The following is a 20,434-nucleotide window of genomic DNA, read 5'->3' as shown; positions in this document are numbered from 1 at the left end:
AAAGGCACCCGGGTACCGGGGCGGTAGCCTCTCTAGGTTGTGACTGCCCGCATTCCACCCTCAGGTCGCACGCGGGTCGCCGTCGTCTACGGTGGCCGCAGCTCCGAGCACGCGATCTCCTGTGTCTCGGCAGGCAGCATCCTGCGCAACCTCGATCCGGAACGGTTCGAGGTGGTGGCCGTCGGGATCACCCCGGACGGTTCCTGGGTGCTGACCGACGGCCGGTCGGAGACGCTGGCGATCAGCGGCGGGCAACTGCCGCAGGTCACCGAGTCCTCGGGCACCGAGCTGGCCCTGCCCGCCGCCCCCAATCGCAGCGGGCAGCTGCTGGCGTTGGGCAACGGCCCGGGCGAGATCCTGGCCGCGGTCGACGTGGTGTTCCCGGTGCTGCACGGACCGTACGGCGAGGACGGCACCATCCAGGGCCTGCTCGAACTGGCCGGGGTGCCCTATGTCGGGTCCGGGGTGCTGTCCAGCGCCGCGGGGATGGACAAGGAGTTCACCAAGAAGCTGCTGGCCGCCGAGGGCCTGCCGATCGGCGACCACGAGGTGCTGCGCCCCAAGGTCGCGACCCTGGACCTGGCGGCCCGCGAGCGCCTCGGGCTGCCGGTGTTCGTCAAGCCTGCGCGCGGCGGATCCTCGATCGGCGTCAGCCGGGTGACGGCCTGGGACGAGCTGCCCGCCGCGATCGCCCTCGCCCGCCGCCACGACCCCAAGGTCATCGTCGAGGCGGCGGTGCCCGGGCGCGAACTGGAATGCGGTGTGCTCGAATTCCCGGACGGCACAGTCGAAGCCAGCACGGTCGGGGAGATCCGGGTGGCCGGCGTGCGGGGCCGTGAGGACGGCTTCTACGACTTCGCCACCAAATACCTCGAGGACGCCGCCGAACTCGACGTACCGGCCAAAGTCGACGACGAGGTCGCCGAGGCGGTGCGGGGGCTCGCGGTGCGCGCCTTCACCGCCATCGACGGCCAGGGCCTGGCCCGGGTCGACTTCTTCCTCACCGACGACGGACCGGTGATCAACGAGATCAACACCATGCCGGGGTTCACCACCATCTCGATGTTCCCGCGGATGTGGGCGGCCAGCGGCGTCGACTATCCGTCCCTGCTGACGGCGATGGTGGACACCGCGATGGCCAGGGGCACCGGCCTGCGCTGACCGCCGCGCTCAGCCGACCGGGGCCGGATCGATCGGTTTGGCCGGCATGGTCCGCGCGATCTGACCCGACAGCAGTTGGATCGGCGTCGGCCCGGATCCGGCGGGCAGGGTGAGCGCCACATACACCGGCCGGTCCACCGCGTACCAGGTGCTGCGGCCCTGATCGGCATCGTCGGGTGCGGCCGGCGCCCCCAGCTCGTCCACCCGGAACCACTGCACCGCGTCCACCTGTTGCAGGGGAGTGCCGACCACGAACTCGTTGGGCCGTTCCAGCCCGCAGCGCAGCACCACCGGCTCACTGTCGGCGCCGGCCCGCCACGCCGCCGCGCCGGGCGGGGTCGGCTCGACCGTGGGTGCTCGCCGGTAATCACCCAGCTGCTCGGGCAGGGCGCCGAGCAGGGCGTGGCATTCGTCGCTGTCGGCTCGCGGGGCCGGCACCCCGGAGATGGCCACGGGTTCCTGGTCGGGTGACTGCTGACGCGATGCCGCGATGCCCAGGACGGTGATCAGCGCCGACACCGCCACCACGACCGCCGCGATCAGCAAGGCGCGCGGTGGTCCGTCGGTGGTCTGCGGATCGGTCACACCCCTAACTCTAAGGCGCGTCGAACAAACCGGGTTCGGGTTGACCCCCCACAGCAATTCGGTTCAGCGGTATCCGGTGGTATCGGCGGGCTTGCCGGCGTCCTGAACCTCGCGGAGATAGCGCCAGCAGTCGGGCCGCGATCCGTCGAGGTCGGTGAATCCGTAGTACCGGGCCAGGCTTCCGCTCGACAGCGACTCGCCGCTCCAGCGCGCACGGTCCGGGTCGGCGGCGAGCGCGGCCACCGCTCTGCCAGTGAACCGGGGTGTCTCGGAGATGGCGAAATGCGGTTCCCTGCCGGTGGCATCGTGCCAGGTCTCTTCGGTGACCCCGTATTCCTCCAGCATGATCTCCGAGCGCATCCATCCGGGACTCAGCGACACCGAGGTGGCGCCATGCGGAGCCAGGTCCTTGGCGTGCACCCACGCCAGTCGGTTGATCGAGGTCTTCGAAAGGTCGTAGAAGGGCGAGAGACGATAGTTCGCCGAGTTGTACTCGGCGGTGCCGTCGGTCATTTCGACCAGAAGACCGCCGGGGTTCTCGATCAGCAGTGGCAACGCGTGGTGCGCGGTGATCAGGTGGGTGTCCACGGCGAGTCGGAGCATCCGCAGCCCCTTCTCCAGATCATGCCGCCACACCGGCGTGTCCCATTCGACGAGGTACTCGCCACCCCAGATGTCGTTGACCAGAACATCGAGCCGCCCGTGCGCGGCGCGGATCCGGGCGACGAGCGCCGCGACCTCGTCGCCGATCAGGTGGTCGACGCGCACCGCGATTCCGGCGCCGCCGGCATCGGTCACCAGATCGGCCGTCTCTTCGATGGTTTCGGGGCGGTCGTATTCCGACCGCTGCTGCCGGGTGGTCCGCCCGGTGACGTACACCGTCGCGCCCGCGGCGCCGAGTTCGATCGCGATACCCCGGCCGGCCCCGCGCGTTCCTCCGGCCACCAGGGCCACGGTTCCCGCGAGCGGGCCGTCGGTCGATGATCCCATCCGACGCCTGTCTCCTTTCCATCCCGCCGCGCCCCGGATACCGTTGCCGGAGTGTTCCTCTCGACGATCTCGGCCGCATCGCCTCGGGTATGAGTTCAGATCCGTTGCGGCAGTATGCATTTGACTGGAAATCGCGGCCGCCCTTGCGGGCGAGGGTGGGACTTCGGCGAGTAGCCGCTCCAGTGTAGGAGATAGCCTCGCACGAGGAGGTGACCGGATGACCGAGAAGCACGGGGATGCGCAGCGGAGCGAGGTGGCGCGATACGCACTCGCACCGACGATCCAGGCGCACTACGGCCTGGGCGTGGAACGTGATCGCCTGACGACCTGGGGATGGCTGGAAGCCCTGCGCACCCGCGAGATGCTGCACAGATTCCTGCCGCCGGCGCCGGCGGTGATCATCGATGTGGGCGGCGCCGAGGGCGCATACGCGTTACCGCTGGCCGTCGGCGGCTACCGGGTCCACCTGATCGACCCGTGGGCGCCGCATGTGCGGGTCGCCAGGGCCGCATCCGCGCGGCAGCCCGATGCCCCGCTGATGTCGGTGCAGGAGGGTGATGCCCGCGATCTTCCCTACGACGACGGCGTTGCCGACGGCCTTCTCCTGCTGGGCCCGCTCTACCACCTGATCGATCCGCGGGATCGCGCCAGGGCACTGTGCGAGGCGCACAGGGTGCTGCGCCCCGGCGGGGTGTTGATGGCCGCCGGAATCTCCCGCTTCGCCTCGACGATCAGCGGAATCGCATCGGACGCGATCGGCGACCCCGGGTTCGAGGCGATCGTCGAGAGAGACCTGCGCGACGGCGTGCATGACAATCCCGATCCGGTCGGGCGTCCGGAGTGGTTCACGCTCGCCTACTTCCACGAGCCCGACGAGCTTCGCGCCGAGATCGCCGGAGCGGGCTTCGACGACGTGGAGATCCTGGCGATCGAGGGCGTCGCGGCCATGCAGGCCGGCGAACCGCCCGCCGACCAGGCCGCACAAGATGCGTTGCAACGCGCGATCAGACGAGTCGAGTCCGAGCCGTCGCTGCTCGGCGCCACCGCCCACATGATGGCGATCGGCCACGTGCCGGCGGCGTGATTTTACGAATCATGGCGGGGACGCACGGTTCCACGCCGAGCGGATCTCCGCGAGGACGACGCCGGTCGCCGGGCCGAGATGGCGGCGCGGGTGGGTGAGGGCGACGACATCGCAGGCGGGCAGCTGCGGTCCGTCGATCACCTGCAGTGTGCCGTCGCGGAGTTCGGCATCGATGGCCAGGGCCGGCAGTGTCGTCCAGCCGAGACCGGCGGCAACACAACGTTTGATCGCCTCGATACTGCCGAAACGTGAACAGCGGCCGGTCGCTGATCCGGTGGCCGCGAGTCGGTCGGAGACCACATCGCTGTAGCCGCAGCCCTCCTCGACGAGCAGCACGTCGCGGCGGGCCAGATCGCTCCAGGTCACCTCACCGGTGCCGGCCGTCGCCCGCTCCAGGAACACCAGCGGTTCGGCGCCGAGCCGCTCGGCGGTCAGGTTCGTGGGCGGCAGCGCGGGCTCCATAGTCAGCGCGATATCGACCGTGGCGCGATTGACGGCGTCCAGCGCCGCTGCGATACCTCCGGGGCTGACCCACACCTGCACCAGCGGTTCGACCGCGCGGACGGCACTGATGATCGCCGGGAGGCGGTATGTGCACAGGGATTCCGGCGCCATGACGCGGACCGTCCCGGCGGGCCGCTGCGACCTCTCGATCGGCAGGGCGTGGATGCGGTCCTGGGTGGCGAGCATCGCCTCGGCCAACGGGAGCAGGCGCGAGCCCAGGTCGGTGGTCCGCACCCCGTCCTGCAGCCGATCCAGTACGCGGCCGCCCAGCTGGCGCTCCAGCTTCTGCACATGGCTGGTCACCGTGGATTGGGTGAAGCCCAGTTCCATCGCGGCCGCGGTGAAGCTTCCCGCGTGCACGACGGTGAGGAAACTGCGCAAAAGCCTGGTGTCCATTCGACCCGTCCGTTGCTATTGCGATTCGCGATATGGCTGATCGAGTTTCATCGTTAGACACGATATCGGTGTTGGTCGACAGTGGAAACCATGCGCGGAGGGTGCGACACGACGGACCGTGAGCGGGCGGGCCGGGCGACGGTCGCGCTGCTCGCCTTGTTGGCCGTGACGTTTCTGGCGTTCGTCAACTACGCCGCCCTGCTCCCGGTGGTGCCGATGTGGGCCGTTCAGGGTGGGGCGGCCAACCTCGCGGCCGGTGTGACGACCGGCGGGATGATGGCCGCGACCGTCGTGACGCAGGCCGGGATGCTGCGCCTGTCGCGGACGGCCGGGCTGCGCAACCTGATGCTGGCCGGCCTGCTGCTGCTCGGCGCGCCGAGCCCGCTCTACCTGCTCTCGACCGACTTCGCGCCGATCATGGCGATCACGGTTCTGCGCGGCATCGGATTCGCGTTCATGGTCACCGCGGGCGCCACCTTCGTCGCCACGCTGGCGGGTGCGGGCCGGCTGGCCTCCTCGGCGTCCTGGTACGGGGTGGCGGCGGCCCTGCCGAACATCGGCGCGCTGGCCGGCGGTGTGTGGGCCACCGAAGCCCTCGGGTACGGATTCGTCTTCTGGGTATCGGGAGGGGCCTGCGTCGTCGCCGCAGTCATCGCATGGGCGCTGCCGAACCATCGAAATACGTTCCGGCTCGGCAACATCGTCGTCACGCGCCGCATCGCGGCGCCGCTCATCCTGTTCGTCGTGACGGCCGGGGCGTTCGGTGCCGTCACGACCTTCCTGCCACTGTCGGGGCCGACGGTCGGCCTGTCGGCGACGGCGCTGCTCGCGGCCTCCGTCGCACTCGTCGCGGGCCGTGCGCTCGCCGGGTACATCGGGGACCGGTACCGGGCCGGGCCGCTGCTGGCGGTCGCCGTCGTCGTCGCCGCCTGCGGTGTGGGCCAGATCGGGTTGTCGTTGGACGGGCATCCGGTGTCACTGATCGTCGGGGCATCCTTGCTCGGCGCGGGTTTCGGGGCCGCCCAGAACGATTCCTTCGTCGCCACCCACCGGCGACTCGGGCGCGACCACAGTGGCGTCGCCAGCACCATCTGGAACGCCGCCTATGACGGCGGGCTCGGCGCGGGCGCCGTCGCGCTCGGCGGGGTGATCGGCTGCTTCGGCCATGTCGGCGCGTTCCTGGTCATGGCGGTGGCGATGATCGCCGTCATCGTCGTGACGGTCCGGATCGCACCGCTCTAGGATCCCGCCGGGTCGGCGATCGGGCAGGTCAGGGTGCGGGTGATGCCGGCGACGTGTTGCACACCGGCCACCACGTCGGACTGCAGTGCGCTCATGGTGTCGGCGCCGATCCGCAGCACGACGTCATACGGTCCGGTCACATACTCGGCCGAGAGCACGCCCGGCAGCGTGGCGAGTTGCTTGGCGACGACCTCGGCGCGGCCCACCTCGGTCTGGATCAACACGTAAGCCTGAACCACCGCCCGTCTCCTCCGTGTCGCTGCATAGACTCCTGGCCGCAGGGATAAACGTACCGCAGGTCCGGCCAGTGTTCATGGCGCGGCGGCGGCCGGCAGGAGGCGATATGGCCGGGCAGAATTCGGCCGGCAACACCGGGGACAGTTTTGCCGAGGTCGGCGAGTTCGCCGTCATCGACCGGTTGTTGGCCGGGCGCAGGCAACCGGAAGCGGTCGCGCTCGGACCAGGCGACGACGCGGCGGTGCTGACGGTTTCGGACGGCCGGACCGCGGTGTCGGCCGACATGCTGGTCCAGGACCGGCATTTCCGGCTGGACTGGTCGACGCCGCACGACGTCGGGCGCAAGGCGATCGCCCAGAACGCCGCGGACATCGAGGCGATGGGCGGCACCGCCACCGCGTTCGTCGTGGCGTTCGGTGCCCCGGCCGAGACGTCCACCGCCGCCGCGGTCGAACTCGCCGACGGAATGTGGGATGAGGCACGACGGCTCGGTGCGGGCATCGTCGGCGGCGATCTGGTGCGGGCACCGCAGTGGGTGGTGTCGGTGACGGCGCTCGGCGACCTCGGCGGCCGGGCGCCGGTGCGCCGCAGCGGGGCGCGGGCCGGCGACATGGTGGCCGTCGCGGGCGAGCTCGGCCGATCCGCGGCCGGATATGCGTTGTGGAGCAACGGTATCGATGCACACCAGGACCTGCGGCAGCGCCACCTGACACCCGAACCGCCCTACGGTCAGGGCGTGGCGGCCGCCGACGCGGGCGCGACCGCCATGACCGACGTCTCGGACGGGCTGCTGGCCGACCTCGGCCATATCGCCACCGCCTCGGGGGTCGGCATCGACCTCACCCGCGACGGCCTGGCAGCGGACCGGGCCGTGGTCGGTGCCGCGGCCGCGGCGGTCGGTGCCGACCCGTGGGAGTGGGTACTGGGCGGCGGCGAGGACCACGCGCTGGTGGCGACGTTCCCGCAAGCACCGCCCGCGGGTTGGCGGGTGATCGGCCGGGTGGTCGACGGCGCGGCCCTGGTGCACGTCGACGGCGCGGTGTGGTCCGGAACCACGGGATGGCAGTCGTTCGCGTGAGCAGGTTTGGCCGAGCGTGGGGCCTGTGCACGCGAATTGACTGAATCCCGTGCATGGGCCCCACGCTCGGCGCACTATGTTGGACCTTCGTGACCGCGCAACCCCTGAGTGAACTCATCGACGACGGCTGGGCCCGGGCGCTGGAACCCGTCGCCCCGCACGTGACGCAGATGGGGGAGTTCCTGCGTGAGGAACTGGCCGCGGGCAGGCGCTACCTGCCCGCAGGCCAGAATGTTCTGCGGGCCTTCACCTTTCCCTTCGACCAGGTGCGGGTGCTGATCGTCGGACAGGACCCGTACCCGACCCCCGGTCATGCGGTGGGGCTGAGCTTCTCGGTGGCCGCCGATGTGCGCCCACTGCCGCGCAGCCTGTCCAACATCTTCACCGAGTACGCCGAGGACCTCGGCCACCCGCAGCCCAGCAGCGGCGACCTGACACCGTGGGCGCAACGCGGTGTACTGCTGCTCAACCGGGTGCTCACCGTCCGTCCCGGCACCCCGGCCTCCCACCGCGGCAAGGGCTGGGAGGCGGTGACCGAATGCGCCATCCGGGCCCTGGTGGCGCGCAGGCAGCCGATGGTGGCGATCCTGTGGGGCCGCGACGCGTCCACCCTCAAGCCGATGCTGGCCGAAGGGGACTGCGCCACGATCGAATCTCCACATCCGTCGCCGCTGTCGGCATCGCGCGGCTTCTTCGGGTCCCGGCCGTTCAGTCGCGTCAATGACCTATTGGCGCAGCGGGGGTGCGACCCGATCGACTGGCGGCTGCCGTGACGGCACCGCCGTCACGGCATCGGGATCGGGGGCGGCGACGGTATCGGCGGGGGCGCGGGAATCGCCGGCGGTGACGGTATCGCCGGGGGTGACGGTATCGCGGGCGGCGCCGGAACCTCGATCGTGCCGTTGGCGCCGCCCTCGGTGGTCTCGGCAGGCGGAGCGGCGGGAGGCTGTGTCGGCGCCGGCGAGACCGTGGTCGGCACCGTCGTCTCGACCACGGTGCTTTCGCTCGTCGACGTCTCCGGGGCCGTCGTCGCGGATGTCGACCCGCCACCGGATTCGCCGCCGCCGCATGCGGCCAGCACAGCCGCCGCGGCCAGACCGCAGGTAAGCGGGTAGAACCGTCGCCAGAAACGCCGATGGGGGGTCATGCCGAAGGGAGATACCCCGCCGGTCCGACCACTAAACGCAAGCGCGCAAGCGCTCAGCCGCGCGCGACCTTGCCGGCCTTGATGCACGAGGTGCACACGTTGACCCGCTGCTTGTTACCGCCCGGGCGCGTCACGGCGCGCACGGACTGGATGTTCGGATCCCAGCGCCGGCTGGTCCGCCGATGCGAATGCGACACCGACTTGCCGAAGCCCGGTCCCTTCCCGCAGATATCGCACACGGCAGCCATATCAACAACTCCTCGAAATCAGTACTTGGGGTCTTGGGTCTGTCGCCACCGATCGACGCGGCTCGACAGACAACCTGATCAGAATACCGGCAGGCCAGGGTATCGCCAAAACGGCCCGTGAACGCGGCATCAGGTTGTCCACAGACGGCGGTGGTCTGGTCGGCTTTGTCGCCGTCACTGGATAGGCTGACGCCGAGGGCGGCGCCCGTGCCGCAAACGGGATTTCCGGCGGTGATAGGGAGGTTCGATGTCTGCTCGGCGGCTCGACGCCCACACCCTGCGGGATTGGGTGCACACCGCCGTCGACGACCTCATCACCCACACCGACGAGATCAACCGGCTCAACGTGTTCCCGGTGGCCGACGCCGACACCGGGACGAACATGCTGTTCACCATGCGTTCGGCGTGGGCGCAGATCGACAACGGGCCGATCGGCGGCGATGTCGCGCAGGTGGCGAGCGCCCTGGCCGCCGGCGCCCTGCAGGGGGCGCGCGGCAATTCCGGGGTGATCCTGTCGCAGATCCTGCTCGGCCTCGCCGAGGTCGTCACCTCGGCGGCCGCCCAGCGTGACGGCGGCCTCGGCGACATCGACGCACCGATCTACGGCGCGGCCCTGCGGCACGCCGTGACCCTCGCCATCACCACGATGGGTGGGCCGGTGCCCGGCACCATCGTGTCGGTGTTGCAGGCCGCGGCCGGCGCCGCCGAACAATGTGCCGACGACGGCGGCGACACCGCCGATGCGGCCGCTGCGGCCGCCGACGCCGCGGCCGTCGCGCTCGATCAGACCCCGAAGCAACTCAGCGTGCTGGCCGAGGCAGGCGTCGTGGATTCCGGTGGCCGCGGCCTTCTGGTCCTGCTCGACGCGATGACCGCGACCCTGGCCGGGCAGGCCCCCCGCCGGGGGGTCTACACACCCGCACCGCCCGAGGGCGGGTCGGCCGCGCGGTCCCAGCCGCCGACGAAGGTGCCGCCGCAGTTCGAGGTCATGTATCTGCTGAGCGGATGCGGCGCGGACGCCGTGGAACGGTTGCGCGCGGGGCTCGACCACATGGGCGAATCGGTGGCGATCGCCACCTCGGGCGGGGATGAGTACTCGGTCCACGTGCACGTCGATGACGCCGGCGCGGCCGTCGAGGCCGGCCTCGCGGTCGGCACCCTGCGCCGCATCCAGATCACCGCGCTCAGCACCGCGGGCGCGCGACCGGCCGGGGGCTGGGCGCACGAGCGGGCCGTGCTGGCGGTCGCCGACGGTGACGGCGGGGCCGAATTGTTCGCCAGCGAGGGCGCCCGGGTGCTGCGCCCCGACGCCGACGAGCCGGTCAGCGCCAAACACCTGTTGCGCGCGCTCGTCGACGTCGGGGCCGCGCAGGTGATGGTGCTGCCCAACGGATATGTGGCGGCCGAGGAGCTCGTCGCCGGGTGCACCGCGGCGATCGGCTGGGGTATCGACGTGGTCCCGGTACCGACCGGATCCATGGTCCAGGGGCTGGCGGCGCTGGCCGTCCACGACGAGGGCCGCCAGGCCGTCGACGACGGCTACACCATGGCCCGCGCGGCCGCGGGCGCCCGGCTCGGCACCGTCCGGGTCGCCACCGAGCAGGCCCTCACCTGGGCCGGTGCCTGCCGGCCCGGGGACGGTCTCGGGATCGCCGGCGACGAAGTGCTGATCGTGGGCCCCGACCTCACCGCGGCCGCCGCCGGCCTGATCGATCTGCTGCTGATGGCCGGTGGTGAACTGATCACGGTGCTGACCGGCGACGGCGTCGGCCCCGCGGTGGGCCAGGCGCTCCAGGAACACGTACACCATCGACATCTGGGAGCGGAACTGGTGACCTATCACACCGGCCACCGCGGCGACGCGCTGCTGATCGGGGTGGAGTGATGGCCACCCTCACCGACCGGCTCGAGCTGGTGATCGGTGCGCGCTCGGCGCGTCCGCTCGAGGAACACTTCGGCCTGCGCACCGTCAACGATCTGCTGCGCCACTACCCCCGCAAATACAGCGACGGGATGACGATCCGGGGCGAAGGGGAGGCCCTGGACTTCGAAGAGGGTGAGCACGTCACCTTCATCGACGTGGTCACCCACACCAAGGTCGGCGATATGAAGCAGACCTTCGCCAAGAACAGCGGCCGGCGCAAGACACCGAAGTTTCTGCGGGTGACGTTGGGTGAGCACCGGCCCGCCGTGACCGCGACGTTCTTCAACGCCGGATGGATGATCGACAAGCTCGAAGCCGGCACCCGGCTCATGCTGTCCGGCGAGGTCAAATACTTCCGCAACACCATGCAGCTCAACCATCCGGCGTTTCTGGTGCTCAACCCGCCACCCGGAAAGCAGATCGGCACCAAATCGCTCACGACGATCGCCAACACATCGGGCGCCACCGGCGAGGAGATGCTCGCGGCGTTCGAGCGGGAGTTCTTCCCGATCTATCCGGCGTCGGCGAAGGTGCAGAGCTGGGACATCTACGCCTGCGTGCGTCAGGTGCTCGACGTGCTCGACCCGGTGCCCGATCCGCTGCCGGAAACCTTTGTCCGCCAGCACGGCCTGATGTCGGAGGATGAGGCATTGCGGACCATCCACCTGGCCGAGAACGCCGAGCAGCGCGAGCGCGCGGCCGATCGCCTCACCTACGACGAGGCGATCGGCCTGCAGTGGGGTCTGGTGGGCCGCCGGTACGGCGAGCTGAGCGAGTCGGGCCCCTCGGCACCGCCCACCGCCGACGGGTTGCTCGCCGCGATGCGGACCCGGTTGCCGTTCGAGTTGACCGCCGGGCAGCGCGAGGTGCTCGAAGTGGTCTCGGCCGAGCTGTCCTCGACGCGGCCGATGAACCGGATGCTGCAGGGCGAGGTCGGCTCCGGCAAGACCATCGTGTCGGTGCTGGCGATGCTGCAGATGGTCGATGCAGGCTATCAGTGCGCGCTGCTGGCGCCGACCGAAGTGCTTGCCGCACAACATGTTCGGTCGGTGCGCGATGTGCTGGGCCCACTGGCCATGGCCGGCCAGCTCGGTGCGGACGAGCATGCCACCGGCGTCGCGCTGCTGACCGGCTCGATGTCACCGCAGCACAAGCGCCGGGTTCGCGATGAGGTGGCGTCCGGTACGGCCGGCATCGTGATCGGCACCCACGCCCTGCTGCAGGACGCGGTCGAGTTCCACAACCTCGGCATGGTGGTGGTCGACGAGCAGCACCGCTTCGGGGTCGAGCAGCGGGATGCCTTGCGGGCCAAGGCCCGCGACGGTCTGACGCCGCACCTTCTGGTGATGACGGCCACCCCCATCCCGCGCACCGTCGCGCTGACGGTGTACGGCGACCTGGAAACCTCCACGCTGCGCGAACTGCCCCGCGGCCGCCAGCCCATCACGACCAACCCGATTTTCGTCTCGCAGAAACCCGCTTGGCTGGAGCGGGCGTGGACCCGGATCCGCGAGGAGGTGAACGCGGGACGCCAGGCCTACGTGGTGGCCTCCCGGATCGACGAGAGCGACGGCGACAACGGGGGAGAAGGGGGGCCGCCGCCAGTCACCGTGGTCGAGTTGTTCGAGCGTCTGCGGGCCGGGCCGTTGTCCGGGCTGCGGCTGGGCCTGATGCACGGACGGCTGCCCGGCGAGGAGAAGGACGGCGTGATGAGCGCCTTCCGGGCCGGTCAGATCGATGTCCTGGTGTGCACCACGGTCATCGAGGTGGGCGTCGACGTGCCCAACGCCACGATGATGGTGGTGATGGATGCCGACCGGTTCGGCATCAGCCAGCTGCATCAGCTGCGCGGCCGGATTGGGCGCGGGCAGCATCCGAGCCTGTGCCTGTTGGCCACCCGGCTGCCCGAGAGCTCGAAGGCCGGCGCACGGATCAGGGCCGTGGCCGGCACGCTGGACGGGTTCGCGCTCGCCGACCTTGATCTCGACGAGCGCCGCGAGGGGGATGTGCTGGGGCTCAACCAGTCCGGTCGGACCATCAATCTGCGCTTCCTGTCGCTGCGCGAGCACCTCGAGGTGATCACCCAGGCGCGCGAGTTCTGCGAGTCGATGTACGAGCGGCATCCGCGAGATCCGGGAATGGCCCTGCTGGCAGCGCAATTCGTGGAAACCGACCGGGTCGAATATCTGGAAAAGGCATGACCCGCCACCGGGTGTGGTGGCTGGCACTGGCCGTCGCGCTCGCGGTCGTGGTCGCCGTCCAGGTGGCCGTCGCCCAGCAGCGCAGCGCCCGGTTCGTCGCGGCGGCGCAGACCCCGACCGTGGCACCGGGAGTCGATATTCTGGCGGGCCTGCCCGAGATCCCGGTGCGGGTGCACGGCAACGACTATCGGCGGGCGGCGTTCGGCGAGGCCTGGGACGACGACAACAGCGCACCTGGCGGCCACAACGGGTGTGACACCCGAAACGACATCCTCGACCGCGACCTCGCCGACAAGACGTACGTGGCGATCAAGCGCTGCCCGAGCGCCGTCGCCACCGGAACCCTGCACGACCCGTACACGAATGCGGTCGTGTCCTTCATGCGTGGCAATCAGACCGGGGCCGCGGTGCAGATCGATCACATCGTCCCACTGGCCCTGGCCTGGGACCTGGGCGCGCGGTCATGGCCGGAGGATCTGCGGCGGCGCTTCGCCAATGATCCGGCCAATCTGTTGGCGGTGGCGGGCCAGCCCAACCAGGACAAGGGCGATAAGGAGCCGGCCCACTGGATGCCGCCCAACCGCGCGTTCTGGTGTCAGTACTCGGTGCAGTTCGTCGCGGTGCTGCGGGGGTACTCGCTGCCGGTGGATGCGCCGTCGGCGCCGGTGCTGCGGGAGGCCGCAGGCACTTGTCCGACCGGCTGACCTTCTTCGCCGAGCAGACGCAAAACTGCCCATCTTTCAGTGAAAACGGGCACCTTTCTGTCTGCTCGGCGGGCTGAGCGCGGAGTCGACGGCGGCCGAGCGCTCGGCGGCATCCGCGAGGGCCTGGTCTTCCTGCGCGCGAAGCTGCTCGTTGCGTACGGATTTCGCGAGCAGCCCGGCGGCCATCACCATCAACACCGCGATCACGTAGAAACCGGCGTACTGGTTTCCGGTCCAGTCGCTCATCGCACCGATCAGGTAGGGGCTCACGAACCCGGCGAGGTTCCCGAAGGAGTTGATCAAGGCGATTCCGACGACCGCAGCCCCTCCGGTCAGAAAGTAGCTCTGCAGTGACCAGAACGGTCCGAGGACGGCGTAGATGCAGGCGATGATGACGGCGAGGCAGACGATCGCCGCCGCCGAGTGTGACACCGAACTGATGACGATCAGGGTCAGCGCGCACAGCAGCGTCGGAATAATGGTGTGCCACCGTCGATCACGGCGCCGGTCGGAGCTGCGGCCCCACACGACCAGGGCGATCGCGCCGAGGACGTAGGTCGCGGAGGTGAGCAGGCCGACGTTCGTCGCACTCAGGTTCTCCCCGATCCGCTGGATGATCAGCGGGGTCCAGAAGCCGAGCCCGTACTCGCCCATCTCGATGGCGAAGTAGATCAGCACCAGCACCCAGATCCTCGGGTCCAGCAAGGTCTGCCGGGAGATGTAGTGCTTGCTCTTGGAAGGCTTCAACTCGGCTTCGGCCGCGAGCGAGTTCTCCAGCCATTCCTTCTCCGGCGGGTTCAGCCACTTCACGTCGCGGATCCGGTCGGGCAGCACGAAGAAGCATGCGATGCCGCCGATGATCGACGGGATGCCCTCGAGGATGAAGATCCACCGCCAGCTCGGCATGTTCAGCCAGCTGACGTTGTCGATGATCCAGCCCGATACCGGCGCGCCGACCATGTAGGAGACGGGAATGGCCAACATGAACAGGGCCGCCGCCTTGGCCGCGTCGCGTCCGAGGTACCACCGGGACAGATAGAGGATGACCCCCGGGAAAAAGCCCGCCTCGGCGACGCCGAGCAGGAAACGGGCCACATAGAGTTGCTCGACGTTCTGGACGAAACCGGTGCAGACGATCACCAGGCCCCAGGTCACCAGGATGCGCGCGATCCACTTTCGCGCGCCGAAGCGGTCGAGCAGAATGTTCGACGGCACTTCGAAGATGAAATAGGCGATGAAGAAGATGCCCGCGACCAAGCCGAAGGCCGTATCCGTGATGCCGAGGTCGGCATTCATCGTCAGGGCGGCGTAGCCGAGGTTCGACCGACCCAGGTAGGCGAGAACGTAGAAGACGACCAGAATCGGAAGTAGATGTCGAGATACCTTGCGGTGAGCGCAATCTCCGATGGGTCCACGCCAGCTTGGCGCGACCCCGGGTGATCCGGTGGGTGAGGTGGACACGGGAACTCCTGATATGCTGTGAGTGGCGAATACGCGATTGGGAAGCCGCGTGGAGTCTTTTTCCGGTTATGCACCGGTTTAATGATGTTGGGTGTCAGGGCGTTTCGGGCATGCTCGCGCCGATGGACGCGCGGTTCTCCTCGATGTGGGCGAGGACGGAATCGTGGAGCACGAGTTCATCTCTCGCCTCCAACGCCACGACGATGGGTTCATGCGAGACCGCGACCGATCCCGATTGCGCCCACGCGGAATCGCCGATGGCAAGGTACATCCGGATCTGGCCGGCGATCGCCCGCCAGGCGCCGCGGACCACCGCCGACGGCGCGATCTCCAGGAAGCGTTCGTGGAACTCGTAGTCAAGGTCGATGACGGTGAGGATGTCGCCGTCGGTTTCGGCCTGCGACATCTCTGTCATCAGTTGGCGAAGTGCCGTGATATCTCTGTCGGTGACCGCGGCGACGGTCTCGTGCAGGCTGAGGGTTTCCAGCGTGGTGCGTAGTGCCAACGCGTTCCGGAATTCCTGCGACGAGGTGTGCTGTACCCGAACGCCCTTCTGGGGTTCGGCGAGGACGAGGCCCTCGTGTTCGAGGGCACGCAGCGCCTCCCGGACCGGCCCCCGGGACAGGTTCAGGTCCCGGGCGAGTTCGACCTCGTTGATTCGCGAACCCGGACCATAGGTGCGGGCCAGGATCGCGCGCCGAATCTCGTCGGCTGCGGTCTCGTAGAGCAGCTTGGGGCGGATCTGCCGAACATTGGCCGCGTCAGTCATGACGTCCCGCCGCGGACAGTCCGGAGTCGAGCACCGCGCCGAAACAGGCCTCGCTGGCCGATTGCGAGTATCGCGCCAGGACTCCGGTACCGGGCGTGCCGGGGCGAGGTCCGGGCGCACGTGCCTTCAGGTCGGCCTCGTCGACCTTGACGTCGAGCCGGCCCGCCACCAGGTCCAGGGTGATCACGTCACCATCCTGAAGGTAGGCGAGCGGACCGCCCGACGCGGCCTCCGGACAGACGTAGCCGATTGCGGCGCCGTGTGATGCACCCGAGAATCGTCCGTCGGTCACGAGGGCCACCGAGTCGGCGAGCCCCATTCCGACGACAGCCGCTGTCGCACCGAGCATCTCGCGAAATCCCGGGCCGCCGCGCGGGCCCTCGTTGCGGATCACCACAACGTCGCCCGGCTCGATCTGCCCACCGTGGATCGCCACGATCGCCTTCTCCTCGTCCTCGAACACCCGGGCTGGCCCGCTGTGGTTGAGGAGGGATTCGGGAACCCCGCCAACCTTGACGATTGCGCCCAGCGGTGCCAAGTTACCGAACAACACCCGCAGCCCGCCGGTAGGCGCGATGGGGTCGGCGACGGTCGCTATGGTCCGATCGCGGCGTGGCGCGGCGGCGCCTGACGGCGGGGGCGCTATCCGAGCGCTCGGTTCCAGTGCGCCGCGCAACTCGTGCAGTACCGCTTGGACGCCACCGGCGCGGTGGAACTCCGGCAGGGACACCGGACCCGACGGGCGCAGGGCCACCAGAGTGGGAGTGGCCTGCGAGAGTTCGTCGAACGTCCGCCAGTCGAACGCGACGCCGGCTTCGTGCGCGATCGCGGGTAGGTGCAGCGATGTGTTGGTCGAACCGCACACCGCGATGGCGACGCGAGCCGCGTTGCGGATCGCCGGTCCGGTGACGATATGCCTGATCGTGGTGCCCTGTTCGAGCAGGCGGGTGACCGCGAGCCCGCTGTCGTAGGCGAGGCGGAGTTGCTCGGCCGATCCCGACACCGCGGTGGATACGCCGGGCAATGCCAGACCCATTGCCTCAGCGCACATCGCCATCGTATTTCCGGTGTAGGCGCTGGCTCCGCCGCCCGGCGTCGGCATCTGGGCCATCTCGAGTTCGGTGAGCTGCTCCTCGGTGATCTGCCCGTTGTGGTACTCGCCGATCGCCTCGAACACCGTCTCCCAGGAGATCTCGCGGTCGTCCACCCGGCCCGTCTCGGTGGTACCCGTGTAGACGAAGACCGTCGGCAGGTCGACCCGCAGGCTGCCCATGATCATCGCCGGGGTGATCTTGTCGCCACCCGCGATGAGCACGGCGGCGTCGAAAGCATGGGCCTGCAGCATGATCTCGACCGAGTCGGCGACGGTCTCCCGGGACGGCAGCACGTAGCGCATCCCGTCGGATGCCTCGCTGAGCACATCCGTCGCGTGGATGACGTTGAACTCGACTGCCGTGCCGCCGCCTGCGGTGACGCCGTCCTTCACGCGCTTGGCGATCTTGTCCAGGAGGACGTTCTCGTTGGCGATCTCGTTGTGCGAGTTGACGACTGCGATCAGGGGACGCTTCAGCTCGGCGGGGGTCCTGCCGGTTCCGTACCACCAGGAACGGGCGAACGCGCGGTCAGGCCCTTGGTAGCGCAGTTCGCTGCGCCGGGGTGCTGTTGTCATGTGACGCACGCTACAAGGATCATCTGTTAAATGTCAACATTTGGCAGATGGAGGTCGGGGTGCCTCGAGGGCGGCCTCGATATCCCCGCCGAGCAGACGTAAAACTGCCCATTCTCCAGTGAAAATGGACAGGTTTGTGTCTGCTCGCGGTGGGGCCTAGAGGTCGAGCGCCCAGTTCTGGCCGACCAGGTCGTGGCCGAAGCTGTGGTGACGGTCCGACTCGACGAGCCGGAACCCGAACGCCTGATAGATCTTTCGCGCCGCCACCAGGACGTCGTTGGTCCACAGGGTGACCTGCCGGTAGCCCGCGTCGCGGGCGAAGGTCAGGCATTCATCGACCAGGCGGGTGCCCAGTCCCAGGCCGCGCGCCCGCGGTGTGACCAGCAGGATCCGCAACTTCGCGACGTCGGGCTCATCGCCGGCCACGCAGAAGACGCATCCGGCGCGCTCGCCGTCGACCTCGGCGATCCAGCCCGCCGCCCTGGCCGGATCGTGTGCGGCGGCGTGGTCGGCCACGATCCGTGCGACCAGGGCCTCGAAGGTGCTATCCCAGCCGAACTGGTCGTGATAGATCTCGCCGTGAGCCATCACGACCCAACCCAGATCGCCCGGGCGGTCGGCCCGGCGCACGGTGACCTGCCTCTGGTCGGCGGCCCACGACATCGATGAACCTCCAGAACACTGACACACTCGTTTCAGTAGCGGTAAACTACCAACGTGCCCGCGTATCCGACAACCCCGTCCGCACGCCAGACCGAACTCCTGGAGAGCGCCTACCGGTACGCACTGACCCACGGCCTCGGCGATATGTCACTGCGCCCGTTGGCCGCGGCGATCGGGTCCAGCCCACGGGTTCTGCTGTTCCTGTTCGGCAGCAAGGACGGTCTGGTGCGTGCGCTGCTGGCGCGGGCACGCGACGACGAACTGGAATTGCTGGACCGGCTCCGGCACACCACCGGCCCGCTCGGGCTGGCCGCTGCCGTCCAGGTGACCTGGGATTGGCTTGCGGCCGAAGAACATCGGCCGCTGCTCAAGCTGTGGGCGGAGGCTTATGCGCGCTCGCTGGTGGAGCCGGACGGGGCGTGGGCCGGCTTCGCGCACGACACCGTCGCGGACTGGCTCACGGTTCTCGCGACCTGCCAGCCCGCGACGGAACGCGACGGTGACGATGCCGTCGCGCGCCGCACCCTGGCGTTGGCGGTGCTGCGCGGGGCGCTGCTGGATCTGCTGGCCACCGGCGACACCGATCGTGTCACCTGCGCGGTCCGGACCCAGTTCCGGTGTTGACGAGCAGACGCAAACCTGCCCATTTTCCAGTGAAAACGGGCAGTTTTGTGTCTGCTCGGCGGGATCAGGTGCCGGTGTAGGTGGCGGGGTCCGGCCGGAACCGGGTGCCCTCGTCGAGGCCGTTGAGGGTGGCCATCTCGTCGTCGGTCAGCTCGAAGTCGAACACCTCGAAGTTGGACACGATGCGCTCGGGATTGGCCGAACGCGGAATCACGATATTGCCGAGCTGGACGCTCCACCGGATCAGAACCTGCGCCGCGGTCTTGCCGTGCGCGCCGGCGACGGCCGTGACGGCCGGATTGTCCAGCAGCCGGCCGACGCCCAGCGGGCCGTACGCCTCGGTGGCGATGTTGTGTTCGGCGTTGACCCGCCGCAGTTCAGCCTGGTTGAGCAGGGGGTGCAGCTCGATCTGGTTGACCGCGGGGCTCACGAAGGTCAGGTTGATGATGGTCGACAGGTCCTCGGCGCCGAAGTTGCACACCCCGGTCGAGCGGGCAAGGCCCTCTTCCTTCACCCGCATCAGGCCGCCCCAGCTGTCGACGTATTTGCTGGTGTCCCCGGCGGGCCAGTGGATCAGGTAGAGGTCGACGTAGTCGAGGCCGAGCCGCTCCACACTCGCCTTGGCGGCGTCCTGCGAGGACTGGAAGCCCTGATCGGCGGTGGCCAACTTGGTGGTGACGAAGATGTCGTCGCGGGCGATCCCCGACGCGGCGATCGCGCGGCCCACTCCGGCCTCGTTGCCGTAGGCCGCCGCGGTGTCGATCAGGCGGTAGCCGGCTTCCAGCGCGGCCGACACCGAGCGCTCGGCTTCGGAATCCGACAGCTCGCCGACGCCGAGACCGACGACCGGGACCGTCCGGTCGTCATTGAGCGTGATGGTGGGAATCGCAGCCCCGTTCGATGGGCTCATGTCACCTACCCTGTGAAATTGAAGGTTCGAGGATCGGGACCCAGGCGTGTTCCGTTCTCCAGCGACGCGATGGACGCGATGTCCTGTTCGTCGAGGTCGAAATCGAACACGTCGAAATTGCTCACAATCCGTTCTGGGTTCACCGACTTGGGGATGACGATATTACCCAGGTGCCGATGCCACCTGATCAGCACCTGGGCGGGTGTCTTGCGGTGCTTGTCGGCGATCCCGGTGATGACCGGATCGGCCAGCAACGATCCCTGCCCGAGCGGGCTCCACGCCTCCGTCGCGATCCCCAACTTGGCGTGCACCTCCCGCAATTCGTGTTGGGGCAGCAGCGGATGCAATTCGACCTGATTGACCGCGGGCACGATGCCGGTGCTGTCGATCAGGACGTTGAGGTGTTCGGGTTCGAAGTTGCTGACGCCGATGGACCGGACGCGGCCCTGATCGCGCAGATGGCCGAATGCCTTGAAGGTGTCGGCGTATTGGCCGTTGGCCGGGACCGGCCAGTGGATCAGGTAGAGGTCGAGGTAGTCGACCCCGAGCCGGTCGACGCTGGCGTCGAAGGCCGCCAGGGTAGCGTCATAGCCCTGATCGCTGTTCCACAGCTTGGTCACCAGGAAGACGTCTTCGCGCGGCACCCCCGAATTGGACAGGGCCTGGCCGGTTTCGGTCTCGTTGCGGTAGGCGGCCGCGGTGTCGATATGCCGGTAACCGGCCTGAAGGGCGGCGGTCACGGCCCGCTCGGTCTCCTCGGCAGGGGTCTGCCAGACACCCAACCCGACCTGTGGGATGGAATTACCGTCGTTGAGCGTGACGCGAGGGTTCACGGAG

At 68.9% G+C, this 20,434-nt stretch carries 21 protein-coding genes; 9 read left to right on the top strand and 12 right to left on the bottom strand.

Annotated features, from left to right (window positions below):
• The first annotated feature begins 51 nt into the window (after window positions 1–51).
• Window positions 52–1,161 carry a D-alanine--D-alanine ligase family protein gene (locus ACWDTP_RS03035; RefSeq protein ID WP_450016488.1) on the top strand — a complete coding sequence of 370 codons (1,110 nt, stop codon included), beginning with the start codon at window positions 52–54 and terminating at the stop codon, window positions 1,159–1,161.
• A gap of 9 nt (window positions 1,162–1,170) precedes the next feature.
• Here ACWDTP_RS03035 and ACWDTP_RS03030 read toward each other — a convergent pair whose 3' ends face one another.
• Entirely contained in the window at window positions 1,171–1,746 is a 576-nt protein-coding gene (locus ACWDTP_RS03030) for a DUF3515 domain-containing protein (protein ID WP_450016428.1), read from the bottom strand.
• Between the two features lie 63 nt (window positions 1,747–1,809).
• Window positions 1,810–2,736, bottom strand: a complete 927-nt coding sequence (locus tag ACWDTP_RS03025) for an SDR family oxidoreductase (protein ID WP_450016426.1) — start codon at window positions 2,734–2,736, stop codon at window positions 1,810–1,812.
• A 217-nt stretch (window positions 2,737–2,953) separates the two neighbouring features.
• Between ACWDTP_RS03025 and ACWDTP_RS03020 the strand changes: the two genes are divergently transcribed.
• Complete coding sequence (locus ACWDTP_RS03020) at window positions 2,954–3,820, top strand: class I SAM-dependent methyltransferase (protein WP_450016424.1); 867 nt, start codon at window positions 2,954–2,956, stop codon at window positions 3,818–3,820.
• 9 nt (window positions 3,821–3,829) lie between these two features.
• On the opposite strand, the gene ACWDTP_RS03015 is transcribed toward ACWDTP_RS03020, so the two are convergent.
• Window positions 3,830–4,720 (bottom strand): LysR family transcriptional regulator, encoded by an 891-nt coding sequence (locus ACWDTP_RS03015; protein WP_450016422.1) that lies wholly within the window; start codon window positions 4,718–4,720, stop codon window positions 3,830–3,832.
• Window positions 4,721–4,810: 90 nt separating this feature from the next.
• Here ACWDTP_RS03015 and ACWDTP_RS03010 point away from each other — a divergent pair, with 90 nt between their 5' ends.
• Window positions 4,811–5,962: an MFS transporter gene (locus ACWDTP_RS03010; protein WP_450016420.1), complete on the top strand. Its 1,152-nt coding sequence runs from the start codon at window positions 4,811–4,813 to the stop codon at window positions 5,960–5,962.
• Here the strand turns inward: ACWDTP_RS03010 and ACWDTP_RS03005 are convergent.
• Complete coding sequence (locus tag ACWDTP_RS03005) at window positions 5,959–6,201, bottom strand: Lrp/AsnC ligand binding domain-containing protein (RefSeq protein WP_450016418.1); 243 nt, start codon at window positions 6,199–6,201, stop codon at window positions 5,959–5,961. The two genes, ACWDTP_RS03010 and ACWDTP_RS03005, sit on opposite strands and share 4 nt — an antisense overlap.
• 104 nt (window positions 6,202–6,305) lie before the next feature.
• On the opposite strand from ACWDTP_RS03005, the gene ACWDTP_RS03000 reads away from it, so the two are divergent.
• Together ACWDTP_RS03000 and ACWDTP_RS02995 are read left to right on the top strand one after the other, a co-directional pair.
• A complete protein-coding gene (locus ACWDTP_RS03000) occupies window positions 6,306–7,277 on the top strand; it encodes a thiamine-phosphate kinase (protein ID WP_450016416.1) in 972 nt (323 codons plus the stop codon).
• An 89-nt stretch (window positions 7,278–7,366) separates the two neighbouring features.
• On the top strand, window positions 7,367–8,050 hold the full coding sequence (locus ACWDTP_RS02995) for a uracil-DNA glycosylase (protein WP_450016414.1): 684 nt from the start codon (window positions 7,367–7,369) through the stop codon (window positions 8,048–8,050).
• A gap of 11 nt (window positions 8,051–8,061) precedes the next feature.
• Here ACWDTP_RS02995 and ACWDTP_RS02990 read toward each other — a convergent pair whose 3' ends face one another.
• The gene (locus ACWDTP_RS02990; RefSeq protein WP_450016413.1) at window positions 8,062–8,424 is read right to left on the bottom strand and encodes a hypothetical protein; all 363 of its coding nucleotides are present in this window, start codon (window positions 8,422–8,424) and stop codon (window positions 8,062–8,064) included.
• Window positions 8,425–8,477: 53 nt separating this feature from the next.
• Window positions 8,478–8,672 carry a 50S ribosomal protein L28 gene (rpmB, locus tag ACWDTP_RS02985; RefSeq protein WP_450016411.1) on the bottom strand — a complete coding sequence of 65 codons (195 nt, stop codon included), beginning with the start codon at window positions 8,670–8,672 and terminating at the stop codon, window positions 8,478–8,480.
• Window positions 8,673–8,919: 247 nt separating this feature from the next.
• On the opposite strand from rpmB, the gene ACWDTP_RS02980 reads away from it, so the two are divergent.
• Genes ACWDTP_RS02980 through ACWDTP_RS02970 form a run of 3 tightly spaced genes read left to right on the top strand, consistent with a single transcriptional unit; the run spans window position 8,920 to window position 13,501 of the window.
• Complete coding sequence (locus tag ACWDTP_RS02980) at window positions 8,920–10,557, top strand: DAK2 domain-containing protein (protein WP_450016409.1); 1,638 nt, start codon at window positions 8,920–8,922, stop codon at window positions 10,555–10,557.
• Window positions 10,557–12,797 carry an ATP-dependent DNA helicase RecG gene (gene recG, locus ACWDTP_RS02975; protein WP_450016407.1) on the top strand — a complete coding sequence of 747 codons (2,241 nt, stop codon included), beginning with the start codon at window positions 10,557–10,559 and terminating at the stop codon, window positions 12,795–12,797. Before ACWDTP_RS02980 ends, recG begins: the two co-directional genes overlap by 1 nt.
• Window positions 12,794–13,501, top strand: coding sequence for an HNH endonuclease family protein (locus ACWDTP_RS02970; protein WP_450016406.1), 708 nt, complete (start codon window positions 12,794–12,796; stop codon window positions 13,499–13,501). Before recG ends, ACWDTP_RS02970 begins: the two co-directional genes overlap by 4 nt.
• Window positions 13,502–13,537: 36 nt before the next feature.
• On the opposite strand, the gene ACWDTP_RS02965 is transcribed toward ACWDTP_RS02970, so the two are convergent.
• The 4 genes from ACWDTP_RS02965 to ACWDTP_RS02950 all read right to left on the bottom strand — a co-directional run bounded on the left by ACWDTP_RS02965 (window position 13,538) and on the right by ACWDTP_RS02950 (window position 18,063).
• The gene (locus ACWDTP_RS02965; RefSeq protein WP_450016404.1) at window positions 13,538–14,962 is read right to left on the bottom strand and encodes an MFS transporter; all 1,425 of its coding nucleotides are present in this window, start codon (window positions 14,960–14,962) and stop codon (window positions 13,538–13,540) included.
• Between the two features lie 94 nt (window positions 14,963–15,056).
• On the bottom strand, window positions 15,057–15,731 hold the full coding sequence (locus tag ACWDTP_RS02960) for a GntR family transcriptional regulator (RefSeq protein WP_450016402.1): 675 nt from the start codon (window positions 15,729–15,731) through the stop codon (window positions 15,057–15,059).
• Window positions 15,724–17,400 carry a dihydroxy-acid dehydratase gene (ilvD, locus tag ACWDTP_RS02955; RefSeq protein ID WP_450016400.1) on the bottom strand — a complete coding sequence of 559 codons (1,677 nt, stop codon included), beginning with the start codon at window positions 17,398–17,400 and terminating at the stop codon, window positions 15,724–15,726. The genes ACWDTP_RS02960 and ilvD overlap by 8 nt, the downstream gene beginning before the upstream one ends.
• Window positions 17,401–17,556: 156 nt before the next feature.
• Window positions 17,557–18,063, bottom strand: coding sequence for a GNAT family N-acetyltransferase (locus ACWDTP_RS02950; RefSeq protein ID WP_450016398.1), 507 nt, complete (start codon window positions 18,061–18,063; stop codon window positions 17,557–17,559).
• Window positions 18,064–18,117: 54 nt separating this feature from the next.
• Between ACWDTP_RS02950 and ACWDTP_RS02945 the strand changes: the two genes are divergently transcribed.
• Window positions 18,118–18,687: a TetR/AcrR family transcriptional regulator gene (locus ACWDTP_RS02945; RefSeq protein ID WP_450016396.1), complete on the top strand. Its 570-nt coding sequence runs from the start codon at window positions 18,118–18,120 to the stop codon at window positions 18,685–18,687.
• Between the two features lie 64 nt (window positions 18,688–18,751).
• Here ACWDTP_RS02945 and ACWDTP_RS02940 read toward each other — a convergent pair whose 3' ends face one another.
• Window positions 18,752–19,597 (bottom strand): aldo/keto reductase, encoded by an 846-nt coding sequence (locus tag ACWDTP_RS02940; protein ID WP_450016394.1) that lies wholly within the window; start codon window positions 19,595–19,597, stop codon window positions 18,752–18,754.
• A 5-nt stretch (window positions 19,598–19,602) separates the two neighbouring features.
• Window positions 19,603–20,430, bottom strand: coding sequence for an aldo/keto reductase (locus tag ACWDTP_RS02935; protein WP_450016486.1), 828 nt, complete (start codon window positions 20,428–20,430; stop codon window positions 19,603–19,605).
• Window positions 20,431–20,434 lie beyond the last annotated feature (4 nt).

This window comes from Mycobacterium sp. NPDC003449 (assembly GCF_053588415.1).
This window is presented reverse-complemented; position numbering and strand designations above follow the sequence as displayed.